Below are 18932 nucleotides of genomic sequence, written 5' to 3'. Positions count from 1 at the left end.
ACCCCGGCGTGAATAAACCCATTATTCGCTTTTCATTAGACGTATTTGACCGCCGGAGCCTAGCTAGATGACCGCACAACCTCAAGTTCTGAAAATCCGCCGCCCAGACGACTGGCATATCCACCTGCGTGACGACGAGATGCTGAAAACGGTGGTGCCCTATACCAGCCAGGTATTTGGCCGGGCGATCGTGATGCCGAACCTGGTTCCGCCCGTAACGACCGTGGCCGCCGCGCGCGCCTACCGCGATCGCATTCTGGCGGCGGTCCCGCAGGGTCACAACTTCACTCCGCTGATGACCTGCTATCTGACCAACTCTCTGGCGGCCAGTGAACTGGTCAACGGCTTTGAGCAAGGGGTGTTTACTGCCGCCAAGCTGTATCCGGCCAACGCCACCACCAACTCCAGCCACGGCGTCAGCGACGTGACCGGCATTTACCCGCTGTTCGAACAGATGCAAAAAATCGGCATGCCTTTGCTGATCCACGGCGAAGTGACCGACCCTGCCGTCGATATCTTCGACCGCGAGGCGCGCTTTATCGAGCAGGTGATGGAACCGATCCGCCAGCAGTTCCCGGAGCTGAAGATCGTCTTCGAGCACATCACCACCAAAGAAGCGGCGCAATATGTGCAGGCAGGCAATCGCTTCCTTGGCGCCACCATCACGCCACAGCACCTGATGTTCAACCGCAACCACATGCTGGTCGGCGGCATTCGCCCACACCTGTTCTGCCTGCCGATCCTCAAGCGCAATGTCCATCAGGAAGCGCTGCGTCAGGCGGTCGCCAGCGGCTCGGATCGTTTCTTCCTCGGTACCGACTCCGCGCCGCACCTCAAGCATCGCAAAGAGTCCAGCTGCGGCTGCGCCGGCTGTTTCAACGCGCCGAATGCCATCCCGGCTTACGCCGCGGTGTTCGAACAGCTCGGCGCGCTGGCGCACTTTGAGGCCTTCTGCTCGCTCAACGGCCCGCGTTTCTATGGCCTGCCGCTCAACGAAGACTTCATCGAGCTGCAGCGCGTGTCGACCACCCAGCCGGAAGAGATCGCCCTGGGCAATGAATCCGTGATCCCCTTCCTGGCCGGTGAAACCCTGCACTGGTCGCTGAAAGACTGATATTTTTTCTTCGCCCTCTTGCCCCCGCACTCGGTTAACTGTATAAATAAACAGTAAATCGCTTCGGGGGCAATTATGCGTGTTGAAGTCACTATAGATAAAACCCGGCCGCTGCCGTCGGGCGCCATTGAGGCGCTGACCGGTGAACTGGGCAAACGGGTCAATCGCCAGTTTCCAGACGCCGTCGTGCACGTACGTTATGCCGGCGCCAACGGGCTCTCCGTGCTGGGGGGCGCCAAAACCGACCGGGATCTGATCGAGGAAATCCTTCAGGAAACCTGGGAAAGCGCGGACGAGTGGTTCAGCGCAGAATAACACTGCAATGCTGTTTTTGCCGGGGGTCGCTCTCCGGCTTTTTTGTTTCTGGCGCCCAGCCCATTCATCGCTTACCCTTACTCTGGAACAAAATCCGCCTCAGCGCTGTATTTAACGCAAAGGAGTAAGCATGGCCCCGGACAAGGTGAAATCCGAAGACGCAATGACGTTTGGCGAACTGCTGGCGTTGATTGCCGATCAGAAAAGGCGCTTGAACGTACTGGAAGTGGCTTTCTCTTATCTGGCCTTCAGCCTGGATGACAAAGCCAACCAGCGGCTGATCCACAGCCTGAAGCTGGAATCGCACAGCCAGAATCGCGACGCCGAAACGCAAAAGCATTTCGCCCATTTGGCCGAAGAGCTGGAAAAATGTCTGTATGGTGCATCGCCACCTGCCGACGCGGAATAACGCGCCGCGCTGTACTCACCCACTGCAACACATACAAATTTGTAGAATAATTGCTCAAATAAATATTTATTTTGCAAATTTTGGTGACAACCCCCTCCACCGATGAAAGCGGATGCGTATACTGTAATTGCTCTCATGATGATGAGCCGCATTGATCCTCGTTAGTCACTCACGGTAGTTACTACTCAATAAGGGGTCTTTATGGACAGAAATGATGAAGTAATTCAGACGCACCCGCTTGTCGGTTGGGATATCAGTACTGTCGACGTTTACGACGCCATGATGATACGCCTTCATTACCTGTCTTCACTAGACCAAACGCCCGAAGAAGCCCAAGTAGACAGAACGCTTTGGCTGACCACAGATGTCGCCCGTCAATTAATCAATATCTTAGAGGCCGGCATCGCCAAGATTGAAGCTACGGATTATCAGGATCTTGATCGCAGAAAACATTGATTCATCGTCCCCTAACCCCTAAGGCGCCGCGCCCCATTCCCGGCGCCTTTTTCTTTGCCCTTCGCCGTTCAATCAGTGCATTGCGCCCGCCAACCTTTTATCATGGGGCGATAAGAAATCGCTATCAGAGAGGGTCGGCACGTGGAATATGATTTGATTGTGGTGGGCAGCGGTTCAGTCGGCGCAGCGGCAGGGTATTACGCAACCCGCGCCGGCTTGAAAGTGCTGATGATCGACAGCGCCATTCCCCCGCACCGCAACGGCAGCCATCACGGCGATACCCGCATCATCCGTCACGCTTACGGCGAAGGTGAAAAGTACGTGCCGCTGGTGCTGCGCGCGCAGGCGTTGTGGAATGCGCTGATTCAACATTCCGGCGAGGAACTGTTCCAGTCGTGCGGCGTACTCAACCTGGGGCCGCAGCACTCCGAATTCATTCGCAATGCTCAGCAGAGCGCGCAAAAATTCCGCCTGAACGCGCAAACCCTCAGCGCCGAACAGATTGCTCAACGCTGGCCGGAATTCCGCACGCCGGAAGGTTACGTCGGCGTTTTCGAGCCGGACGCCGGCTTCCTGCGTTCCGAACTGGCGGTGGCCAGCCTGATCAAGCTGGCGAAAGAGGCCGGCTGCAGCCAGTTGTTCAACTGCCCGGTCAGCGCGGTGGAGCCTATCGATGGCGGCGTTGCAGTCGTCACCGGCGAAGGGCGCTTCACGGCGCGAAAAGCGGTGGTCACCGCCGGCACCTGGGTGAAAGCGCTGTTGCCGCAGCTGCCGGTTGCGCCATTGCGCAAGGTATTCTCCTGGCATCAGGCGGATGGCCGCTACAGCGTGAACAATCGCTTCCCGGCCTTTACCGTTGAAGCGCAAGACGGCACGCACTATTACGGCTTCCCGGCGGATAACGACGGCCTGAAAGTGGGCAAACACGACGGTGGCCAGCCGATGGATGCCCCCGAGCAGCGTAAACCTTTCGGCAGCCACGCCAGCGACGGCACCGAAGTCTTCACCTTCCTGCGGCAGTTTTTACCGGGTGTAGGCGTATGTTTACACGGCGAAGCCTGCAGTTATGACATGAGCCCCGACGAAGACTTTATTATCGATACCCTGCCGGAGTGCGATCGTCTGATGGTCATCAGCGGATTGAGCGGCCACGGCTTCAAGTTCGCCAGCGCACTGGGCGAGATTGCCGCGCTGTTCGCGCAGGACAAAGCGCCGCCGGTCGACGTCTCCAGCTTTGGTCTGAAACGATTTAGCTAAGCAAAGGCTGTCGCTGTCCTGGTTCCCGTCGAGCCCTGGGCAGCGAAATCCGACGGTTACAATTTCTTAACCTGCTAACTCTTTTAAATACCAAGTAAAAATTCTTATAACGGAAATTTCTTGCATTCAGCAGTTGAATTTCCGAATTGAACACTTGCAGTGTAAGTCCTATTTTACAGAAGATATGCTCCATCGGCTTTCAACAAGGACGTCACCATGAAACTACTTGTCGTGGACGAATGCTGCTTCACCCGGGTCGGTATAGCCAGCTACTTTGCTGATAGTGGGATTACGACGATCAAGTGCTGCCACAGCATTGAGTGCGCTACGCCGCTGTTGGCCAGCTTTCAGCCGAGCCACATTCTGGTGAACCTCAGCAACCAGTGCCGCTATAACGAAGCGGACGCACAGCTGCTGGCGTTTATGGAGGCCAGCCAGTCTGCCTTGATGTTTATCTATCTCGATACGCCTTACCCTTATAGCGAAACGCCAATGCGCATCGCCGATAACGCGTTTCTGTTCAATAAAAGCATTCTGCCGCTCACCTTGCGCACGCTGCGCGAAAATCCGCTGGCGCTGGCCGATGACGGCGAAGAGCGTTCCCTGTTCAGCCCGCAGGAACTGACGGTGATGAAATATTGGATGGCGGAGATGCCCAACTACCGCATCGCGAAAAAGCTGCAAATTAGCTCGCATACGGTGTACGTGCACAAGCGCCACATCACGGAGAAGATCTACGCGCGCAACCGGCTGGAATTCTACTCGTTGTATAACGTGCTGCGTTATTTCTACCCGCCGAACACGCCTACGAACTCGACGCCGTTGGCGCTGCTGGCGGTATGACATCAAGCCTGCGATAACGCAGGCTTTTTTATCGCCATTCTTCCAGCACTCATGCGCGGCGCGCTATAAAAGACGCCGAGAAAAGGACTATAATCAAAGGTCTCTTTCTTCTGGCGGCTGAAATGTTAAACCGAATACTGGCGGCTATCGTCAACAACGTGCGTGAGCACCTGGTGCTGTATCTTTGCCTGTGGCTGGTGCTGCTGGCGCTGGATGTCTACTTTTTCTTCGTGCTGTAACCCATGCCGTCGTCATTTCCCCGATTGAGCTTCAACCGCTTCGGCGATCCCGCCCAGGTGCTGACGCTGCAGCAGGTGAACAGGCCGCCGCTGCGCCCCGGCCGGCTGCTGCTGCAGATGCGCTATGCCCCGATCAATCCTTCCGACCTGATCCCGATTCACGGCCAATACGCGCACCGTATCGCCCTGCCGCAGGTGCCGGGCTATGAAGGCGCAGGCGTCATCGTCGATCCGCAGAGCGGGCGCTCGACCGGCCGACGCGCGCTGGCGGTAGCGGGTGACGGCAGTTGGCAAACCTTCGTCACGCTGCCTGAGGATCGGGTGGTGTGGGTGCCGGACGACATCGACGACAACGACGCGGCACAGATTTACATCAACCCGCTCACCTGCTGGGTGCTGCTGACGCAATGGCTGCCGCTCAACGCCGGCGACGTGCTGCTGCTCAACGGCGGCGGCTCCGCCGTTAGCCTGCTGTTGGCGCAGCTGACGGCGCTGCGTGGTATTCGTCTGGCGGTGGCGGTGCGCAACGCCGCCCATCGCCAGGCGCTGCTGGCCGCCGGCGCCTGGCGCGTTATCGAAGCGCCGCAGCTGGCGCAGATGACCCATTTTGGCGCCCGCGCCGCCATCGACTGCATCGGCGGAGAAGACGGATTGCAGCTGGCGCGAGCGGTTCGCTCCGGCGGCGATTTCGTGGCGCTGGGCCTTTTAGGCGGGCGCCAGGTGGACTGGCGGCGCGTAGTGGATGAGTTAAAGCTGCGCGCTTCGCTGTTCCACCTGCGTAAATGGAATGCGCATGCGGCGCCGGCGCAGTGGCAAACGGCGTTTTATCAGCTATTCCAGCTGCTGCGCCGCGGCCAGCTGGCGCTGCGCCCGCCCGCCGCGATTTACCCTCTGCATCAGTACGCAGCGGCGCTGCAACACGCCGCGCAGCCCGGCGTCAACGGAAAAATCTTCCTCACTCCGGCGCCGCCGGAGGCTGGCGCGGCGGGCGGCCGTCCCCCAGGATAACCGCCAGCCGATAGCCGCCCTCGGTGGTCTCCAGCGCGATGCGCGCCACGATCGTCAGCGGCACCGACAGCAACATGCCCACTGGGCCGAGCAGCCAACCCCAAAAGATCAGCGACAGGAACACCACCAGCGTCGACAGCCCCAGCCCGCGCCCCATCACCCGCGGTTCGAGGATATTGCCGATCACCATGTTGACAGCGATAAAGCCGCCCGCCACCACCAACGCATCGCCCAATCCGTTGAACAGCAGCGCCTGAATCAACGGTGGAATGGCGGCCAATACCGAGCCGATATTGGGGATATAGTTGAGCAGAAACGCCAGCAGCCCCCAGATAAAGGCGAAGCGCACCCCGACCGCCGCCAGGAAGATCCAGACGATCACGCCGGTGGCCAGGCTGATGATGGTTTTAATCACCAGATAGCGCGTCACGCCGTCCAGCGCCCGCCGCATCGCGGCGAGGCCTTCGTTCGGCTTATCCAACGCCTGCTGCAGCTTATAAGGCAGCAGCTGCACTTCAAACAGCATAAACACCACGGTCATCAGCAGCAGGAAGACGTTGGTCATGGCGCCAGACAGGTGCCCCAGCATGCGGGTAACCAGATTCATCGCCGCGCTGGGATCGACATACTGCAGCATCGCTTCGCTGGAGAGGCTGATATTGAAGCGATCGGCGTAATGCTGCAGCTCGCACAGTTTCTCGATCATCATGCCGCGGTACTGCGGCAGCGAGCGGGCGAACTCGTTCAGCGAAGCGCCCAGCATGCCGATAAACAGCATCACAACCACGATCACCGCCGTCACCAGCAGCGTCACCCCAAGGATGCGCGGCACCCGGCGGCGTTCCAGCATCGTCACCAGCGGGTTCAGCACCATGGCGAGGAATACCGCCAGTAGAAACGGCACCACGATGTCGGCGGCGGCTTTCACCCCGGCCAAAATGATCACCAACATCGCCAACAGGACGGCCAAACGCAGGCTGCTGTCGGTTACTCGGGTTCGGCCCATGACGTTTCCTTGTTATTTCACTGGGTTAACCGGCCACAAAGAGCCGACTCTTGGCGCTAATGGTAGCAAAGTCGGCCGTCACGCCGCAGAGGATTTAGCGTAACCGTTCGAATAATTTAATCTTTCCGCCCTGCTCTTCGCCGCAAGAAATAGGCATAACCTTTGCCAACCAATAATCCCGCCCAGCAATCCATAAACGGTTTACGTAAAATGACAAAAGCTGACATTAATAGATAATAAGCCTAATTTTCAACAACTAGCATAATCGCCACGTGAAAGAAATCATATCATCTTCAACGATTTATCTGATGAACTCCGAACATCTCAAACAAATTCACTGACTAATATTTCTAAGAAGTAACATAGTTAAATTTATTATTGATTTTATGTTTCCTAAAGTTTAATTATTGCAGCCAGCCAATCGGTAATCGAAGGAAACAGGATGCTCTGGAAAAATACCGCCGATCGTTTCGGCCATGTGTCAGTGTTGATCCACTGGCTGGTGGCGCTGACGGTGTACGGCATGTTCGCCCTCGGCCTGTGGATGGTCACGTTGGGCTATTACGACGTCTGGTACCACCAGGCGCCGGAGATCCACAAAAGCATCGGCACGCTGCTGTTCATCGTGATGGTGATCCGCGTGATCTGGCGCTTTGTCTCGCCGCCGCCCAAGCCTCTGGCCAGCTATGGCCGCCTCACTCGCGTCAGCGCCATTCTCGCGCATCTGGCGCTGTATGCCGTGCTGTTCGGCATTCTGATCAGCGGCTATCTGATCTCGACCGCCGACGGCCAACCGATCAGCGTATTCGGCTGGTTCGACGTACCCGCCACCGTGACCGGCATGGCGGAACAGGCCGACACCGCCGGCGCCATACACCTTTACCTGGCCTGGGCCGTGGTAGTGCTCTCGGTACTGCACGGGCTGGCCGCGCTTAAACATCACTTTATCGATCGTGATGTCACTTTGAAACGGATGCTGGGTAGCAGCGCCGATTAACCTTTGGATTTATGGAGATTGCTATGTTGAAAAAGACCGTATTGGGCCTGACCGCAGGCGCCCTGCTGCTGAGCGCCGGTTCCGCACTGGCGGCGAACTACAAGATCGACAAACAGGGCCAGCACGCCTTTATCGAGTTCCGCATCCAGCACCTGGGTTACAGCTGGCTGTACGGCAGCTTTAAAGACTTCGACGGCGGCTTCACCTTCGACGAAAAAGATCCGTCCAAGGACAAAGTCAACGTGACCATCAATACCGCCAGCGTCGACACCAACCACGCCGAGCGCGACAAGCACCTGCGCAGCGCCGAGTTCCTCAACGTGGAGAAGAACAAGCAGGCCAAGTTTGAATCCACCGAAGTGAAGAAAAGCGGCGACGGTTATGCGGTGGTCGGCAACCTGACGCTGAACGGCGTGACCAAACCGGTTACGCTGGACGCCAAACTGATTGGCCAGGGCAACGATCCGTGGGGCGGCTACCGCGCCGGCTTTGAAGCCAACGGCAAGATCAAACTGAAAGATTTCGGCATCACCACCGATCTGGGCCCGGCGTCGCAAGACGTTGAGCTGATCATCTCCGTAGAAGGCGTGCGCGAGAAATAAGTAAAAAAGCCCGGCTTGGCGACCGGGCTTCTCATTTCCTCAGGCTCAGCGGGCTGGGCCTTCTTCTTCCGGTGCCGGAATGTGCATCGTAGTCTGCAACAGGCCTTTCGACTTATTGAAGATCTTGACGCCGTTTTCACGGCCGGCACGGCGCGCGCGCTGCTCTTCGCGCGGCAGCTTCAGCTCTTCGCGGCAAATCTCGCTGCAGCACCCTTCAAACTTGGCGGCGCAGCTCGGGCACTGAATGAACAGCAGGTGGCAGCCGTCGTTTTTGCAGTTGGTGTGGGTATCGCACGGCGCCCCGCACTGGTGGCAGTTGGCGATCACATCCTCGGAAATGCGCTCGCCCATGCGCTCATCGAACACGAAGTTTTTGCCGATAAACTTCAGCGGCAGCCCCTGCTCTTTCGCTTTGCGGGCGTACTCGATGATCCCGCCTTCCACGTGGTAGATGTTTTTAAAGCCGTTGTGCAGCATATAGGCGCTGGCTTTTTCACAGCGAATGCCGCCGGTGCAGTACATGACGATGTTTTTGTCTTTGCTGTCCTGCAGCATCTCCACCGCCATCGGCAGCTGATCGCGGAAGGTATCCGACGGCACCTCGATGGCGTTTTCGAAGTGACCGACTTCGTACTCATAGTGGTTGCGCATGTCGACGAACACCGTATTCGGATCGTCGATCATCTGATTGACGCGATCGGCCTGCAGATATTCGCCGACGTTGCTTGGGTCAAAGCTCTCGTCATCGATGCCGTCGGCCACGATGCGCTCGCGCACCTTGAGGCGCAGCACCCAGAAGGATTTGCCGTCGTCTTCGAGCGCGATATTCAGGCGAACCTGATCCAGCGCCGGGTGCGAGGCGAACAGCGCGGCTTTGAACGCGTCGAAGTTATGCTGCGGCACGCTGATCTGCGCGTTGATGCCCTCTTTCGCCACGTAGATGCGGCCGAACACCTTCAATTTTTCGAACTGAACGTACAGGCTGTCGCGAAACGCTTTGGGATCGTCGATGGAGAAATATTTGTAAAAAGAAACTGTGGTGCGCGGCTCGGTTTCTGCCAGCATGCGCGCCTTCAGTTCCTCATTAGAAATTCGGTTATGTAACACTGGCATGGTGTACTTTCCTGTCTTTCGGGAGGTGACTGATTATCGCGCGCAGCCTGCCGGCCCGCGCGCGGCGCACATCATACCCGAAAAACCGCCGCCGCGCAGCCCTGGCGCAAACGCCCCGTTCAGCGTCCGCCGCCTTCGGTAAACGCGGAAGCCAGCATACCGAGCGCCATCATCACGCCGGCGAGCGCCAATATCGCGTTCACCTGCAGATGCGCGCCGACGCTGCTGACCGCCGCGCCCAAAACCAGCAGCCCCGCACTGATCCATGGTGCCAACATATTTACCCTCTGAATAATTACCAGCAATAATATCGCCATTATCTTTGGCAGGAAAGATTGTGGAAAAATTCGGCATTCGATGCATATTTAACGCCCAAAAAGGGATTTTAATGCGTTGTGTTTTCCCGGATCGCCAGAAAAATGCCACAATAGTCGCAAACAAACGGCAGAAACGAACCTTGCCGCCGAGCTCACCCGGCTGCCAGACCATGCTATGACTCTGTCATTACACTTAAACAACCGTATTCAAACAGAGAACCCATGACTCAAGTTCCTACTTTCAATCGTTCCTTATTGCACCCGCGCTACTGGCTGACCTGGGTCGGCATCGGCTTGCTGTATCTGCTGGTGTTGCTGCCTTATCCCGTCATCTACTGGCTCGGCACCTCGATTGGGCGATTTTCCATGCGCTTTCTCAAGCGACGCGTCGCTATCGCCCAGCGTAACCTCGAGCTCTGTTTTCCCGACATGCCGCAGGCCGAACGCGATGCGCTGGTGGTAAAGAATTTCGAATCGGTCGGCATGGGGCTGTTTGAAACCGGCATGGCGTGGTTCTGGCCCAACTGGCGCATCGAGCGCTGGTTCAAGGTCAGCGGCCTGGAGCACATCCAAAAGGCCCGCGACAACCAGCAGGGCGTGTTGCTGATTGGCCTGCACTTTTTGACGCTGGAGCTGGGCGCGCGCATCTTCGGCATTCACAACCCGGGCATCGGCGTTTACCGCCCGCACGACAACAAGCTGATGGACTGGCTGCAAACCTGGGGCCGCATGCGTTCCAACAAATCGATGCTGGATCGCAAAGACATCAAAGGCATGATCCGCGCCCTGAAACAGGGCGATATCATCTGGTATGCGCCGGATCACGACTACGGCCCGCGCAGCAGCGTATTCGTGCCGCTGTTCGCGGTAGACAAAGCCGCCACCACCACCGGCAGTTACGTGCTGGTGCGGATGGGCAAACCGGCGATCATTCCGTTCACCCCGCGCCGCCTGCCGGACGGCAAAGGCTATGAGCTGATCATGCAGCCGGCGGTGGAAAACTTCCCGCTGGATAACGAACTCGATGCCGCCGCCTTTATGAATAAAGTGGTGGAAAAAGAGATCCTGATGGCGCCGGATCAATACATGTGGCTGCATCGCCGCTTCAAGACCCGCCCGGAAGGCGAGCCTTCGCTCTACTGATAAAGCAAACCCGCCGCCGGCGGGTTTTTTATTGCGCGCCTCTTGAGAATCGACGGCGAGGGTGGGATGGTAAAGCCTTTGCCGCCAACCCCGGAGCCGCCATGTACATTGTCAGCCTGACCTACCATCGCCCGATCGCCGACGTCGACAGCCACCTTGACGGGCACATCGCCTGGCTTAAGAAATATTTTCAGGACGGCACCTTCATCGCCTCCGGCCGCAAGAATCCCCGCACAGGCGGCGTGATCCTGGCCAAGGGCATTGAGCGTGCGCGGCTGGACGCCATCCTGGCCGAAGATCCGTTTAACGCCGTGGCCCACTACGAGATCACTGACTTTAGCGCCACCACCACCGCCGCCGGTTTCGAGGCGCTGGCCGGCCTATAAAACGCTGAAAATTCCGCGCGCCAAGCGCGGAATAAGGTTTAAGCGTCATTTTTAAAACTTTATTTCATTTTTCGCCCTATTTCCGTCCTCTGGTTTGCCGTAGCCGCGCCGGCGGCGCATACTTATCAGGCTAACTTTCACGTTTTGCCCTTCATCTTTTTGCCGCCGGCAAAACGCGTCACCTTTCGGCAATGGACATTTATGGCTTCGGCAGCAGAACCCGTTAACTGGAAACGCAACCTTTTCGTCGCCTGGGTAGGGTGCTTTCTCACCGGCGCCGCCTTCAGCCTGGTGATGCCGTTTCTGCCGCTGTACGTCGAGACCCTGGGCGTAACCGGCCATCAGGCGCTCAACATGTGGTCCGGTCTGCTGTTCAGCATTACCTTCCTGTTTTCCGCTATCGCCGCGCCGTTCTGGGGCGCCCTGGCCGACCGACGCGGCCGTAAACTGATGCTGCTGCGCTCCGCCCTGGGCATGGCGATCGTCATGGTGCTGATGGGCATGGCGCAAACGGTCTGGCAGTTTCTCGCGCTGCGGGCGGTGCTGGGGTTGCTCGGCGGGTTCATTCCCAACGCCAACGCGCTGATCGCCACCCAGGTGCCGCGCAACCGCAGCGGCTGGGCGCTCGGCACCCTGTCTACCGGCGGCGTCGGCGGTGCGCTGGTCGGCCCGTTGATCGGCGGCCTGCTGGCCGATCTGTACGGCCTGCGTCCGGTGTTTTATATCACCGCCGCGGTGCTGTTCGTCTGCTTCGTGCTGACGCTGCTGTATGTCAAAGAGCAATTCACCCCGGTGCAAAAGCGCGACATGTTGCACGCAAAACAGGTGTTCGCCTCGCTGAAGAACCCGAAGCTGGTGCTCAGCCTGTTCGTCACCACCATGATCATCCAGATCGCCACCGGCTCAATTGCCCCGATCCTGACGCTGTATGTGCGCGATCTGGCCGGCGCGACCCATAATCTGGCGTTTATCAGCGGGCTGATCGCCTCGGTGCCCGGCGTCGCGGCATTGATGAGCGCCCCACGGCTGGGCAAGCTGGGCGATCGCATCGGCCCGGAACGCATTCTGGTCTTTATGCTGATCGTCTCGGTGCTGCTGCTGATCCCGATGGCGTTCGTGCAAACGCCGTGGCAGCTCGGCGTACTGCGCTTTCTGCTGGGGGCGGCCGACGGCGCGCTGCTGCCGGCGGTACAGACGCTGTTGATTTATAACTGCACCAATCAGGTCGCCGGCCGAATTTTCAGCTACAACCAGTCGTTCCGCGACGTCGGCAACGTCAGCGGCCCGCTGCTCGGCGCCGCGGTCTCCGCCGGCTACGGTTTTCGCGCGGTCTTCGCCGTCACCGCTTTGGTGGTGCTGTTCAACGCCGGTTATTCCTGGTGGTGTCTGCGGCGGCGGCCGGGCTATATGCGGGAAGACACGCTGCAGGAAGAGCAATAGCTGCATTTATCGCCAATTTCCGCGATTGGCCGGATCAACCTCGCGTTTCCCCTACTTTTAATAATGCTTCCTGCGGGCCGGCGAATTTTCGCCCCACTCGGAACATTCTTACTACAACATCTTGTTTACCAACAATTAATTAACTTTCAGCGCATAAAACCCGCTGTCAATCATATTCCTGCCACAACCAACAGAAAAACCAGAAAAGGAGATGCTTGTCGACTTTTCGTCTAAAAAATGGGATACAGGTACTAGACAAAACCAACGACCAGTTATCAAATGGTTAAATAATATCATGCCAGATGTGAACCATCGGCCAAGTGAAGAAAAGGTCAGCACGCTTTCCACGGTTTATCAGCGTTGCAGCCGCGGTTTTGTCGGGTAATCCGCATTGGGCGGATCGCCTTCATTAAATACACATACAACCACAGTACGGGCTGCAGCCATGCAGCGCCTTTTTATTGGGAAATCGTTATGCAATCCTCTGTCAATAAGTCAGAAAGCCGGACCTTCTTCGGCCATCCCTATCCGCTGGGTTCTCTGTTCTTCACCGAAATGTGGGAGCGCTTTTCGTTCTACGGCATCCGTCCGCTGCTGATCCTGTTTATGGCCGCCACCGTATACGACGGCGGTCTGGGTCTGGCGCGCGAGAACGCGTCGGCGATCGTCGGCATCTTCGCCGGCAGCATGTACCTGGCGGCGCTGCCGGGCGGCTGGCTGGCGGACAACTGGCTCGGCCAACGCAAGGCCGTTTGGTACGGTTCGATTCTGATCGCCCTCGGCCACCTGTCGATCGCCCTGTCCGCGGTGATGGGCACCAACCTGTTCTTCATCGGCCTGATGTTCATCGTGCTCGGTTCCGGCCTGTTCAAGACCTGTATCTCGGTGATGGTCGGCACGCTGTACAAGAAAGGCGATGCGCGCCGCGACGGCGGTTTCTCGCTGTTCTACATGGGCATCAACATCGGTTCGTTCATCGCCCCGTTGATCTCCGGCTGGCTGATCAAGTCACACGGCTGGCACTGGGGCTTCGGCATCGGCGGTATCGGGATGCTGGTGGCGCTGGTGATCTTCCGCGTGTTCGCCGTCCCGGCGATGAAACGTTATGACCGCGAAGTGGGCCTGGATTCCACCTGGAACAGCCCGGTGGCGAAGAAAAAAGGCGTCGGCGCCTGGCTGCTGGCATTGGCGGTAGGCCTGGCTGCGGTCATCGTGCTGATCGCTCAGGGCACCATCGTCATCAACCCGGTCGAAGTAGCCAGCGTGCTGGTGTACGTGATCGCCGCGTCGGTCACCCTGTACTTCATCTATCTGTTCGCCTTTGCCGGCCTGAGCCGCAAAGAGCGCGCTCGCCTGCTGGTGTGCTTTATCCTGCTGATCTCCGCCGCGTTCTTCTGGTCGGCGTTTGAACAGAAACCGACCTCGTTCAACCTGTTCGCCAACGATTACACCAATCGCATGGTCGGCGGCTTCGAGATCCCGGCGGTGTGGTTCCAGTCGATCAACGCCCTGTTCATCATCCTGCTGGCGCCGGTGTTCAGCTGGGCCTGGCCTGCACTGGCGCGCAATAACGTGCGCCCGAGCAGCATTACCAAGTTCGTGATCGGTATCCTGTGCGCCGCCGGCGGTTTCGGCCTGATGATGCTGGCCGCGCAGAATGTGCTGAGCAACGGCGGCGCCGGCGTATCGCCGATGTGGCTGGTGGGCAGTATCCTGATGCTGACGCTGGGTGAGCTGTGCCTGAGCCCGATCGGCCTGGCCACCATGACGCTGCTGGCGCCGGAGAGAATGCGCGGGCAAATGATGGGGCTGTGGTTCTGCGCCAGCGCGCTGGGCAACCTGGCAGCCGGTCTGATCGGCGGTCACGTCAAGGCCGACCAACTGGATATGCTGCCGGATCTGTTCGCTCGCTGCTCAGTCGCGCTGCTGATCTGCGCCGCCGTGCTTATCGTGCTGATCGTGCCGATTCGCCGCATGCTGGAAAATACCCAGACCAAGAGCGCGCAGAAACCGGCGACCAGCGCCTGACGGATACCCCTTTTTTATCTCGCAAACCGGCGCTCAAGGCGCCGGTTTTTTTTATCCTTGCCAGGCCTGATGTTGCAGGACCACCCGGTAGCCGTCAGGATCTTCAAAGGTTTGCCCCGCCCTATCCCAATAGGGGTTATAGGCGGTGACAACCAGGAATCCCGCCGCCCGCATCCGCTCGCACGCGGCTCGCCATGCGTTCTCATCCGGCAGATAAAACACCAGCAGATGATCCTGCGTCGGCGCCTGCCCGACCCGCACCCCGCGATGCTGCGTGAACTCCAGATGGTAGGCATGCTGCGGATGGCCGATCATTATGCCGTCAAAGCCCTGATGATCGACAAACTCGCCCAGCTTTTCGAACCCCAGCCCGCGACAATACAGCGCGGCAATCTCTTGCAACCGATCGGTCGGGCGCGCGATGCGCAACACCGCCTTGGCTATCGACATGTACGCCTCCGCCTCATGATAATCTCATACAGCGCCATGCCCGCCAGCATCGCCAGCAGGAACGGCCATACCCGCTGTATCTCCGCCCCCGCCAACACCCAGGCGGGGCCAGGGCAAATGCCCGCGATGCCCCACCCGACGCCGAACAGCGCGCTGCCCGCCAGCAAACGGCGATCCGCACGCCCGGTGGCCGGGATCTGCAGCGGTTCGCCCAACAGGCTCCGCTCGCGTCGCCGCGCCCACAAGAAGGCCGGCGCCGCCACCGCGATCGCCCCAACCATTACCAGCGCCAGCGAAGGATCCCACTGGCCGGTAACGTCGAGAAACGCCAACACTTTGGCCGGATTAGCCATGCCGGCAACGATCAGCCCCAGACCGAAAATCACGCCGCTCAGCAGCGCCAACAGGGATTTGAACATCTCACCCTCCCAGCAGGTGGCGCATCAGCCACACGGTCATAAAACCCAGCAGCATAAACACCGCCGTGGCGGCCAGCGAACGCGGCGCCAGCCGCGCGACGCCGCACACGCCGTGCCCGCTGGTGCAACCGCTGCCCAATCGTGTCCCCACCCCCACCAACAGCCCTGCTACCGCCAGCCCGCCGCTGCCGGCCGCGATCTCAGCAGACGGCAAAGCCGCTGCGGCAGCATACAGCCAGGGGGAAATCAGCAACCCGCCAAGAAATGCGGCGCGCCAGCCCCGCTCGCGGCCACCCGCGCTCAATAAACCGCCGGTAATGCCGCTGATGCCGGCGATCCGGCCGTTGAACAGCAACAGCAGCGCCACCGCTGCGCCGATAATGGCTCCGCCCGCCAGCGCGGAATACGGCGTAAAGTGTTGCCAGTCAATGGTCATCGCGGTTCTCCGGCTGTGGGCAATAGAGTTGATACAGGGTATGGAGCAGCGCCAGCGCTTTAGCATCGGCCACCGCATAGTAAATCTGCTTGCCGGCGCGTCGGGTGGAGACCAATCCCTCCTCGCGCAGCACGCCAAGCTGCTGGGACAGCGTCGGCTGGCGGATATCCAGCGCCTGCGCCAGCTCGCTCACCGCCATCTCGCCCTGGCTGAGCCGGCACAGCAGCAGCAGCCGATCTTCGTTGCCCAAGGTGCGCAGCATCGCGCCAGCCTGCGCCGCCGCCTTGCGCATCGCGTCAATATCCATTGCTCCTCCATCAATTTATAAAATTATATAATATTATTTTATAAACCATTTCGCCGTACCGCGCCACAGACTGGTGTGAAACAGCGCCGCATGGCATGCTGTCTTCCCCCTTTTGCCGCGCGGAGCCTGCTTACGATGCTGTTGTTTCACGACGTTCTGCCGCCCGACCAGCCTGTCCGGCCGTTGGCCAAGGATTATCGCCACGGCGACAGCGAGCCGGATCACTACCATCACTGCGCGCAGCTGATTCACAGCCTGAGCGGCGTGGTGCAGGTCACGACACGGCTCGGCAGTTGGGTGGTGCCGCCCGGCCGCGGCGTCTGGGTGCCGGCTAAGGTGGTGCACAGTCTGCGCATTACCGGCCAGGTGGCGGCCAGGACGCTGTTCGTCGATCCGCTGGCGCGCGCCGATCTGCCGGCCCAGTGCCAGGTGGTGCAGGTTTCTCCGCTGCTGCGCGAGTTGATTATCTGTGCGATGGAGATTGCGCCCGATTACCCGAGCGGCGGACGCGATGAGCGCGTCATGGAACTGATTCTGGATGAGTTGCGGATGCTGCCGATCCTGCCGCTGCACCTGCCTGAACCGCGTGAGGCCTCGCTGCTCGCCCTGTGCCGCCATATCCAGGCTACGCTGGCGCAGCCCTGGACGCTGGAACAGGCGGCCGCTCATCTCAGCGTCAGCGGACGCACCCTGTCGCGGCGCTTCCAGCGCGAAACCGGGCTGCATTTTAGCGATTGGGTGCGACGCGCCCGTTTGCTGGCGGCGCTGAACGCGCTGGCGACCGGCCGCTCGGTGTTGGAAGTGGCGCTGGATCTCGGCTATGACAGCCCCAGCGCGTTCAGCGCCATGTTTCGTCGAGTGCTGGGGGTCGCGCCCAGCGACTATTTCAGCCCGGCCGCGCCGACGTTGACGCCAGATAGCGCCCGGCGACGTTGAGCAGCGCCTGCAGCGAGGCGCTGGCGGAGTCGACGTCGATGCCAACGCCGTAGGTCGCCTCACCCTGCGGCAACGAGCAGCGAATATAGGCCACCGCCCGGCTGTCGCTCTGGTGCCCCAGCGTATGCTCGTGGTAATCCTCGATCGCCAGCGGCAAGCCGAAGCGCTGGCGCAGCGCATCCACCGCGCTGGAAAGCAGGCCATTGCCGGCGCCCTGCAGCCGCAGCGGCTCTCCCTCACAGGCAACCCGCGCATTGAAGCTGTAGGCCTCTACGCCGTGGCTTTCCGTCTGGTAGCTCAGCAGCTGCAAGCGCGGTTGCTCCACCAGCCCATAGGTGTCGCGGAATAAGCGCCACAGCTGCGCGCCGCTCATTTCCTTGCCGCTGCCGTCGGTCGCGCGCTGCACCACCTGGCTGAAATCAATCTGCAAACCGCGCGGCAACGCCAGCCCGTGATTTTGTTCCAACAGCCAGGCGGCCCCGCTTTTGCCGGACTGGCTGTTGACCCGGATCACCGCCTCATAGCTGCAGCCGACATCGGCGGGATCGAGCGGCAGGTAAGGCACCTGCCACCAGCCATCCTGGCGCTGGCGCTGGGCGGCGAAGCCTTTTTTAATCGCATCCTGATGCGAACCGGAGAAGGCGGTAAACACCAACTCGCCGGCATAAGGATGGCGAGGGTGCACCGGCAGCTGATTGCACAGCTCCACCACCTCCACCACCTGCTTCAGGCGGCTGAAGTCCAGGCCCGGCGCCACGCCCTGGGTATAGAGATTCAACGCCAGCGTAACCAGATCGACATTGCCGGTGCGCTCTCCGTTGCCGAACAGGCAGCCTTCGACCCGATCGGCGCCGGCCAACAGCGCCAGCTCCGCGCAGGCCACGCCGGTGCCGCGATCGTTATGCGGATGCACGCTGATCGTTACATCGGCGCGGCGGCTGAAGTGGCGACAGAACCATTCAATCTGATCGGCATACACGTTGGGCGTGCTCACTTCCACCGTCGCCGGCAGATTGATGATCATCGGCCGCTGCGGCCCCGGTTGCCACACCGCCGCCACCGCTTCGCAGATCTCCAGCGCGAACGCCAATTCAGTAAAACAGAAGGTTTCCGGCGAATACTCGAAGCACCAGGCGGTATCGGGCTGTGCCTCGCACTGCCGGCGAATGCGCCGCGCGCCGTTCACCGCCAGCGCCACGGTGGCGGCCTTATCCTGGCGGAACACGATGTCGCGAAACATCGGCGCCGTGGCGTTGTACAGATGCACGATAGCCCGTGGCGCCCCCTGCAGCGCCTCGAAGGTGCGGTCGATCAGATCGTCGCGCGACTGCGTCAGCACCTGAATCGTGACGTCGTCCGGGATCAGCTGCTCGTCAATCAGCGTGCGCACAAAATCGAAATCCGTTTGCGACGCCGAAGGAAAAGCCACTTCAATTTCTTTAAAACCACACTGCAACAGCAATTGATAGAACTCGCGCTTGCGCGCGTTATCCATCGGCTCCGCCAGCGCCTGGTTACCGTCGCGCAGATCGCTGGAGCACCAGCGCGGCGCCTGCCGCAGCGTACGCGCAGGCCATTGGCGGTCCGGCAACGCCACCGGCGGGAAGGGTCGATATTTGCTTGAAGGGTCGATTAACATGGGCTTCTCCTGACGCCTGAGTGAACGATAACGCCATTATTTCCCGCCCTCGCCGCCTCTTCTCCCGCTTTG

23 protein-coding genes are annotated in these 18932 nt (G+C 59.6%); 15 read left to right on the top strand and 8 right to left on the bottom strand.

All coding sequences use genetic code 11. The features are described from left to right. Window positions 1-67 precede the first annotated feature (67 nt). The 8 genes from pyrC (at window position 68) to ACJ8PI_RS05060 (ending at window position 5641) form a co-directional block, all read left to right on the top strand. The gene (gene pyrC / locus ACJ8PI_RS05095) at window positions 68-1114 is read left to right on the top strand and encodes a dihydroorotase (protein ID WP_074026540.1); all 1047 of its coding nucleotides are present in this window, start codon (window positions 68-70) and stop codon (window positions 1112-1114) included. Between the two features lie 75 nt (window positions 1115-1189). After that, on the top strand, window positions 1190-1429 hold the full coding sequence (gene dinI, locus ACJ8PI_RS05090) for a DNA damage-inducible protein I (protein ID WP_033638037.1): 240 nt from the start codon (window positions 1190-1192) through the stop codon (window positions 1427-1429). Between the two features lie 130 nt (window positions 1430-1559). Further along, window positions 1560-1838: a hypothetical protein gene (locus ACJ8PI_RS05085; RefSeq protein ID WP_033646451.1), complete on the top strand. Its 279-nt coding sequence runs from the start codon at window positions 1560-1562 to the stop codon at window positions 1836-1838. 201 nt (window positions 1839-2039) lie between these two features. Then, window positions 2040-2294 (top strand): biofilm formation regulator BssS, encoded by a 255-nt coding sequence (gene bssS, locus ACJ8PI_RS05080; protein ID WP_004927812.1) that lies wholly within the window; start codon window positions 2040-2042, stop codon window positions 2292-2294. Window positions 2295-2435: 141 nt separating this feature from the next. Next, the gene (solA, locus tag ACJ8PI_RS05075) at window positions 2436-3551 is read left to right on the top strand and encodes an N-methyl-L-tryptophan oxidase (protein WP_041034628.1); all 1116 of its coding nucleotides are present in this window, start codon (window positions 2436-2438) and stop codon (window positions 3549-3551) included. Window positions 3552-3767: 216 nt separating this feature from the next. Further along, window positions 3768-4394: a LuxR C-terminal-related transcriptional regulator gene (locus ACJ8PI_RS05070; protein WP_164104792.1), complete on the top strand. Its 627-nt coding sequence runs from the start codon at window positions 3768-3770 to the stop codon at window positions 4392-4394. A 122-nt stretch (window positions 4395-4516) separates the two neighbouring features. Beyond that, window positions 4517-4633: a DUF2770 family protein gene (locus tag ACJ8PI_RS05065; protein WP_033638034.1), complete on the top strand. Its 117-nt coding sequence runs from the start codon at window positions 4517-4519 to the stop codon at window positions 4631-4633. Between the two features lie 3 nt (window positions 4634-4636). Beyond that, window positions 4637-5641 carry a zinc-dependent alcohol dehydrogenase family protein gene (locus ACJ8PI_RS05060; RefSeq protein ID WP_164104791.1) on the top strand — a complete coding sequence of 335 codons (1005 nt, stop codon included), beginning with the start codon at window positions 4637-4639 and terminating at the stop codon, window positions 5639-5641. Here the strand turns inward: ACJ8PI_RS05060 and ACJ8PI_RS05055 are convergent. Beyond that, window positions 5589-6647 (bottom strand): AI-2E family transporter, encoded by a 1059-nt coding sequence (locus ACJ8PI_RS05055; protein WP_164134127.1) that lies wholly within the window; start codon window positions 6645-6647, stop codon window positions 5589-5591. The two genes, ACJ8PI_RS05060 and ACJ8PI_RS05055, sit on opposite strands and share 53 nt — an antisense overlap. A 442-nt stretch (window positions 6648-7089) precedes the next feature. On the opposite strand from ACJ8PI_RS05055, the gene ACJ8PI_RS05050 reads away from it, so the two are divergent. Both ACJ8PI_RS05050 and ACJ8PI_RS05045 read left to right on the top strand, forming a co-directional pair. Continuing rightward, window positions 7090-7644, top strand: a complete 555-nt coding sequence (locus ACJ8PI_RS05050; RefSeq protein WP_004927830.1) for a cytochrome b — start codon at window positions 7090-7092, stop codon at window positions 7642-7644. A gap of 23 nt (window positions 7645-7667) precedes the next feature. Continuing rightward, entirely contained in the window at window positions 7668-8246 is a 579-nt protein-coding gene (locus tag ACJ8PI_RS05045) for a YceI family protein (RefSeq protein WP_060426369.1), read from the top strand. 45 nt (window positions 8247-8291) lie between these two features. Here the strand turns inward: ACJ8PI_RS05045 and trhO are convergent, their stop codons facing one another. Together trhO and ACJ8PI_RS05035 are read right to left on the bottom strand one after the other, a co-directional pair. After that, window positions 8292-9359, bottom strand: coding sequence for an oxygen-dependent tRNA uridine(34) hydroxylase TrhO (gene trhO, locus ACJ8PI_RS05040; RefSeq protein ID WP_060426372.1), 1068 nt, complete (start codon window positions 9357-9359; stop codon window positions 8292-8294). A 119-nt stretch (window positions 9360-9478) separates the two neighbouring features. Continuing rightward, on the bottom strand, window positions 9479-9637 hold the full coding sequence (locus ACJ8PI_RS05035; RefSeq protein WP_060426374.1) for a hypothetical protein: 159 nt from the start codon (window positions 9635-9637) through the stop codon (window positions 9479-9481). Window positions 9638-9898: 261 nt separating this feature from the next. Here ACJ8PI_RS05035 and ACJ8PI_RS05030 point away from each other — a divergent pair, with 261 nt between their 5' ends. From ACJ8PI_RS05030 to ACJ8PI_RS05015, 4 genes are all read left to right on the top strand, one after another. Then, on the top strand, window positions 9899-10819 hold the full coding sequence (locus ACJ8PI_RS05030; RefSeq protein ID WP_033638030.1) for a Kdo(2)-lipid IV(A) acyltransferase: 921 nt from the start codon (window positions 9899-9901) through the stop codon (window positions 10817-10819). Between the two features lie 101 nt (window positions 10820-10920). Beyond that, a complete protein-coding gene (locus ACJ8PI_RS05025; RefSeq protein WP_060420566.1) occupies window positions 10921-11205 on the top strand; it encodes a YciI family protein in 285 nt (94 codons plus the stop codon). Between the two features lie 201 nt (window positions 11206-11406). Then, a complete protein-coding gene (gene mdtG / locus ACJ8PI_RS05020; protein WP_047568085.1) occupies window positions 11407-12645 on the top strand; it encodes a multidrug efflux MFS transporter MdtG in 1239 nt (412 codons plus the stop codon). 474 nt (window positions 12646-13119) lie between these two features. Then, window positions 13120-14673: a peptide MFS transporter gene (locus ACJ8PI_RS05015; RefSeq protein WP_033638027.1), complete on the top strand. Its 1554-nt coding sequence runs from the start codon at window positions 13120-13122 to the stop codon at window positions 14671-14673. Window positions 14674-14724: 51 nt separating this feature from the next. On the opposite strand, the gene ACJ8PI_RS05010 is transcribed toward ACJ8PI_RS05015, so the two are convergent. From ACJ8PI_RS05010 to ACJ8PI_RS04995, 4 genes are read right to left on the bottom strand one after another with little or no spacing between them, the layout of a single operon-like run. Further along, complete coding sequence (locus tag ACJ8PI_RS05010; protein WP_041034618.1) at window positions 14725-15123, bottom strand: VOC family protein; 399 nt, start codon at window positions 15121-15123, stop codon at window positions 14725-14727. Then, window positions 15114-15542, bottom strand: coding sequence for a YeeE/YedE family protein (locus ACJ8PI_RS05005; protein ID WP_164097738.1), 429 nt, complete (start codon window positions 15540-15542; stop codon window positions 15114-15116). The genes ACJ8PI_RS05010 and ACJ8PI_RS05005 overlap by 10 nt, the downstream gene beginning before the upstream one ends. 1 nt (window position 15543) lies before the next feature. Further along, complete coding sequence (locus tag ACJ8PI_RS05000; protein ID WP_047568091.1) at window positions 15544-15978, bottom strand: YeeE/YedE family protein; 435 nt, start codon at window positions 15976-15978, stop codon at window positions 15544-15546. Beyond that, complete coding sequence (locus ACJ8PI_RS04995) at window positions 15968-16285, bottom strand: ArsR/SmtB family transcription factor (RefSeq protein WP_033638023.1); 318 nt, start codon at window positions 16283-16285, stop codon at window positions 15968-15970. Before ACJ8PI_RS04995 ends, ACJ8PI_RS05000 begins: the two co-directional genes overlap by 11 nt. Before the next feature lie 135 nt (window positions 16286-16420). Here ACJ8PI_RS04995 and ACJ8PI_RS04990 point away from each other — a divergent pair, with 135 nt between their 5' ends. Next, the gene (locus ACJ8PI_RS04990) at window positions 16421-17221 is read left to right on the top strand and encodes an AraC family transcriptional regulator (RefSeq protein ID WP_033654140.1); all 801 of its coding nucleotides are present in this window, start codon (window positions 16421-16423) and stop codon (window positions 17219-17221) included. Here ACJ8PI_RS04990 and leuA read toward each other — a convergent pair. Beyond that, on the bottom strand, window positions 17172-18860 hold the full coding sequence (gene leuA / locus ACJ8PI_RS04985; RefSeq protein WP_041034614.1) for a 2-isopropylmalate synthase: 1689 nt from the start codon (window positions 18858-18860) through the stop codon (window positions 17172-17174). The genes ACJ8PI_RS04990 and leuA overlap by 50 nt on opposite strands. Window positions 18861-18932: the final 72 nt, after the last annotated feature.

It is taken from the genome of Serratia sp. CY82433 (genome assembly GCF_052166535.1).
Taxonomy (GTDB): Bacteria; Pseudomonadota; Gammaproteobacteria; order Enterobacterales; family Enterobacteriaceae; genus Serratia; species Serratia sarumanii.
Note: the sequence above shows the minus strand (reverse complement) of the source record. Positions and strands in the feature narration are given on the sequence as shown.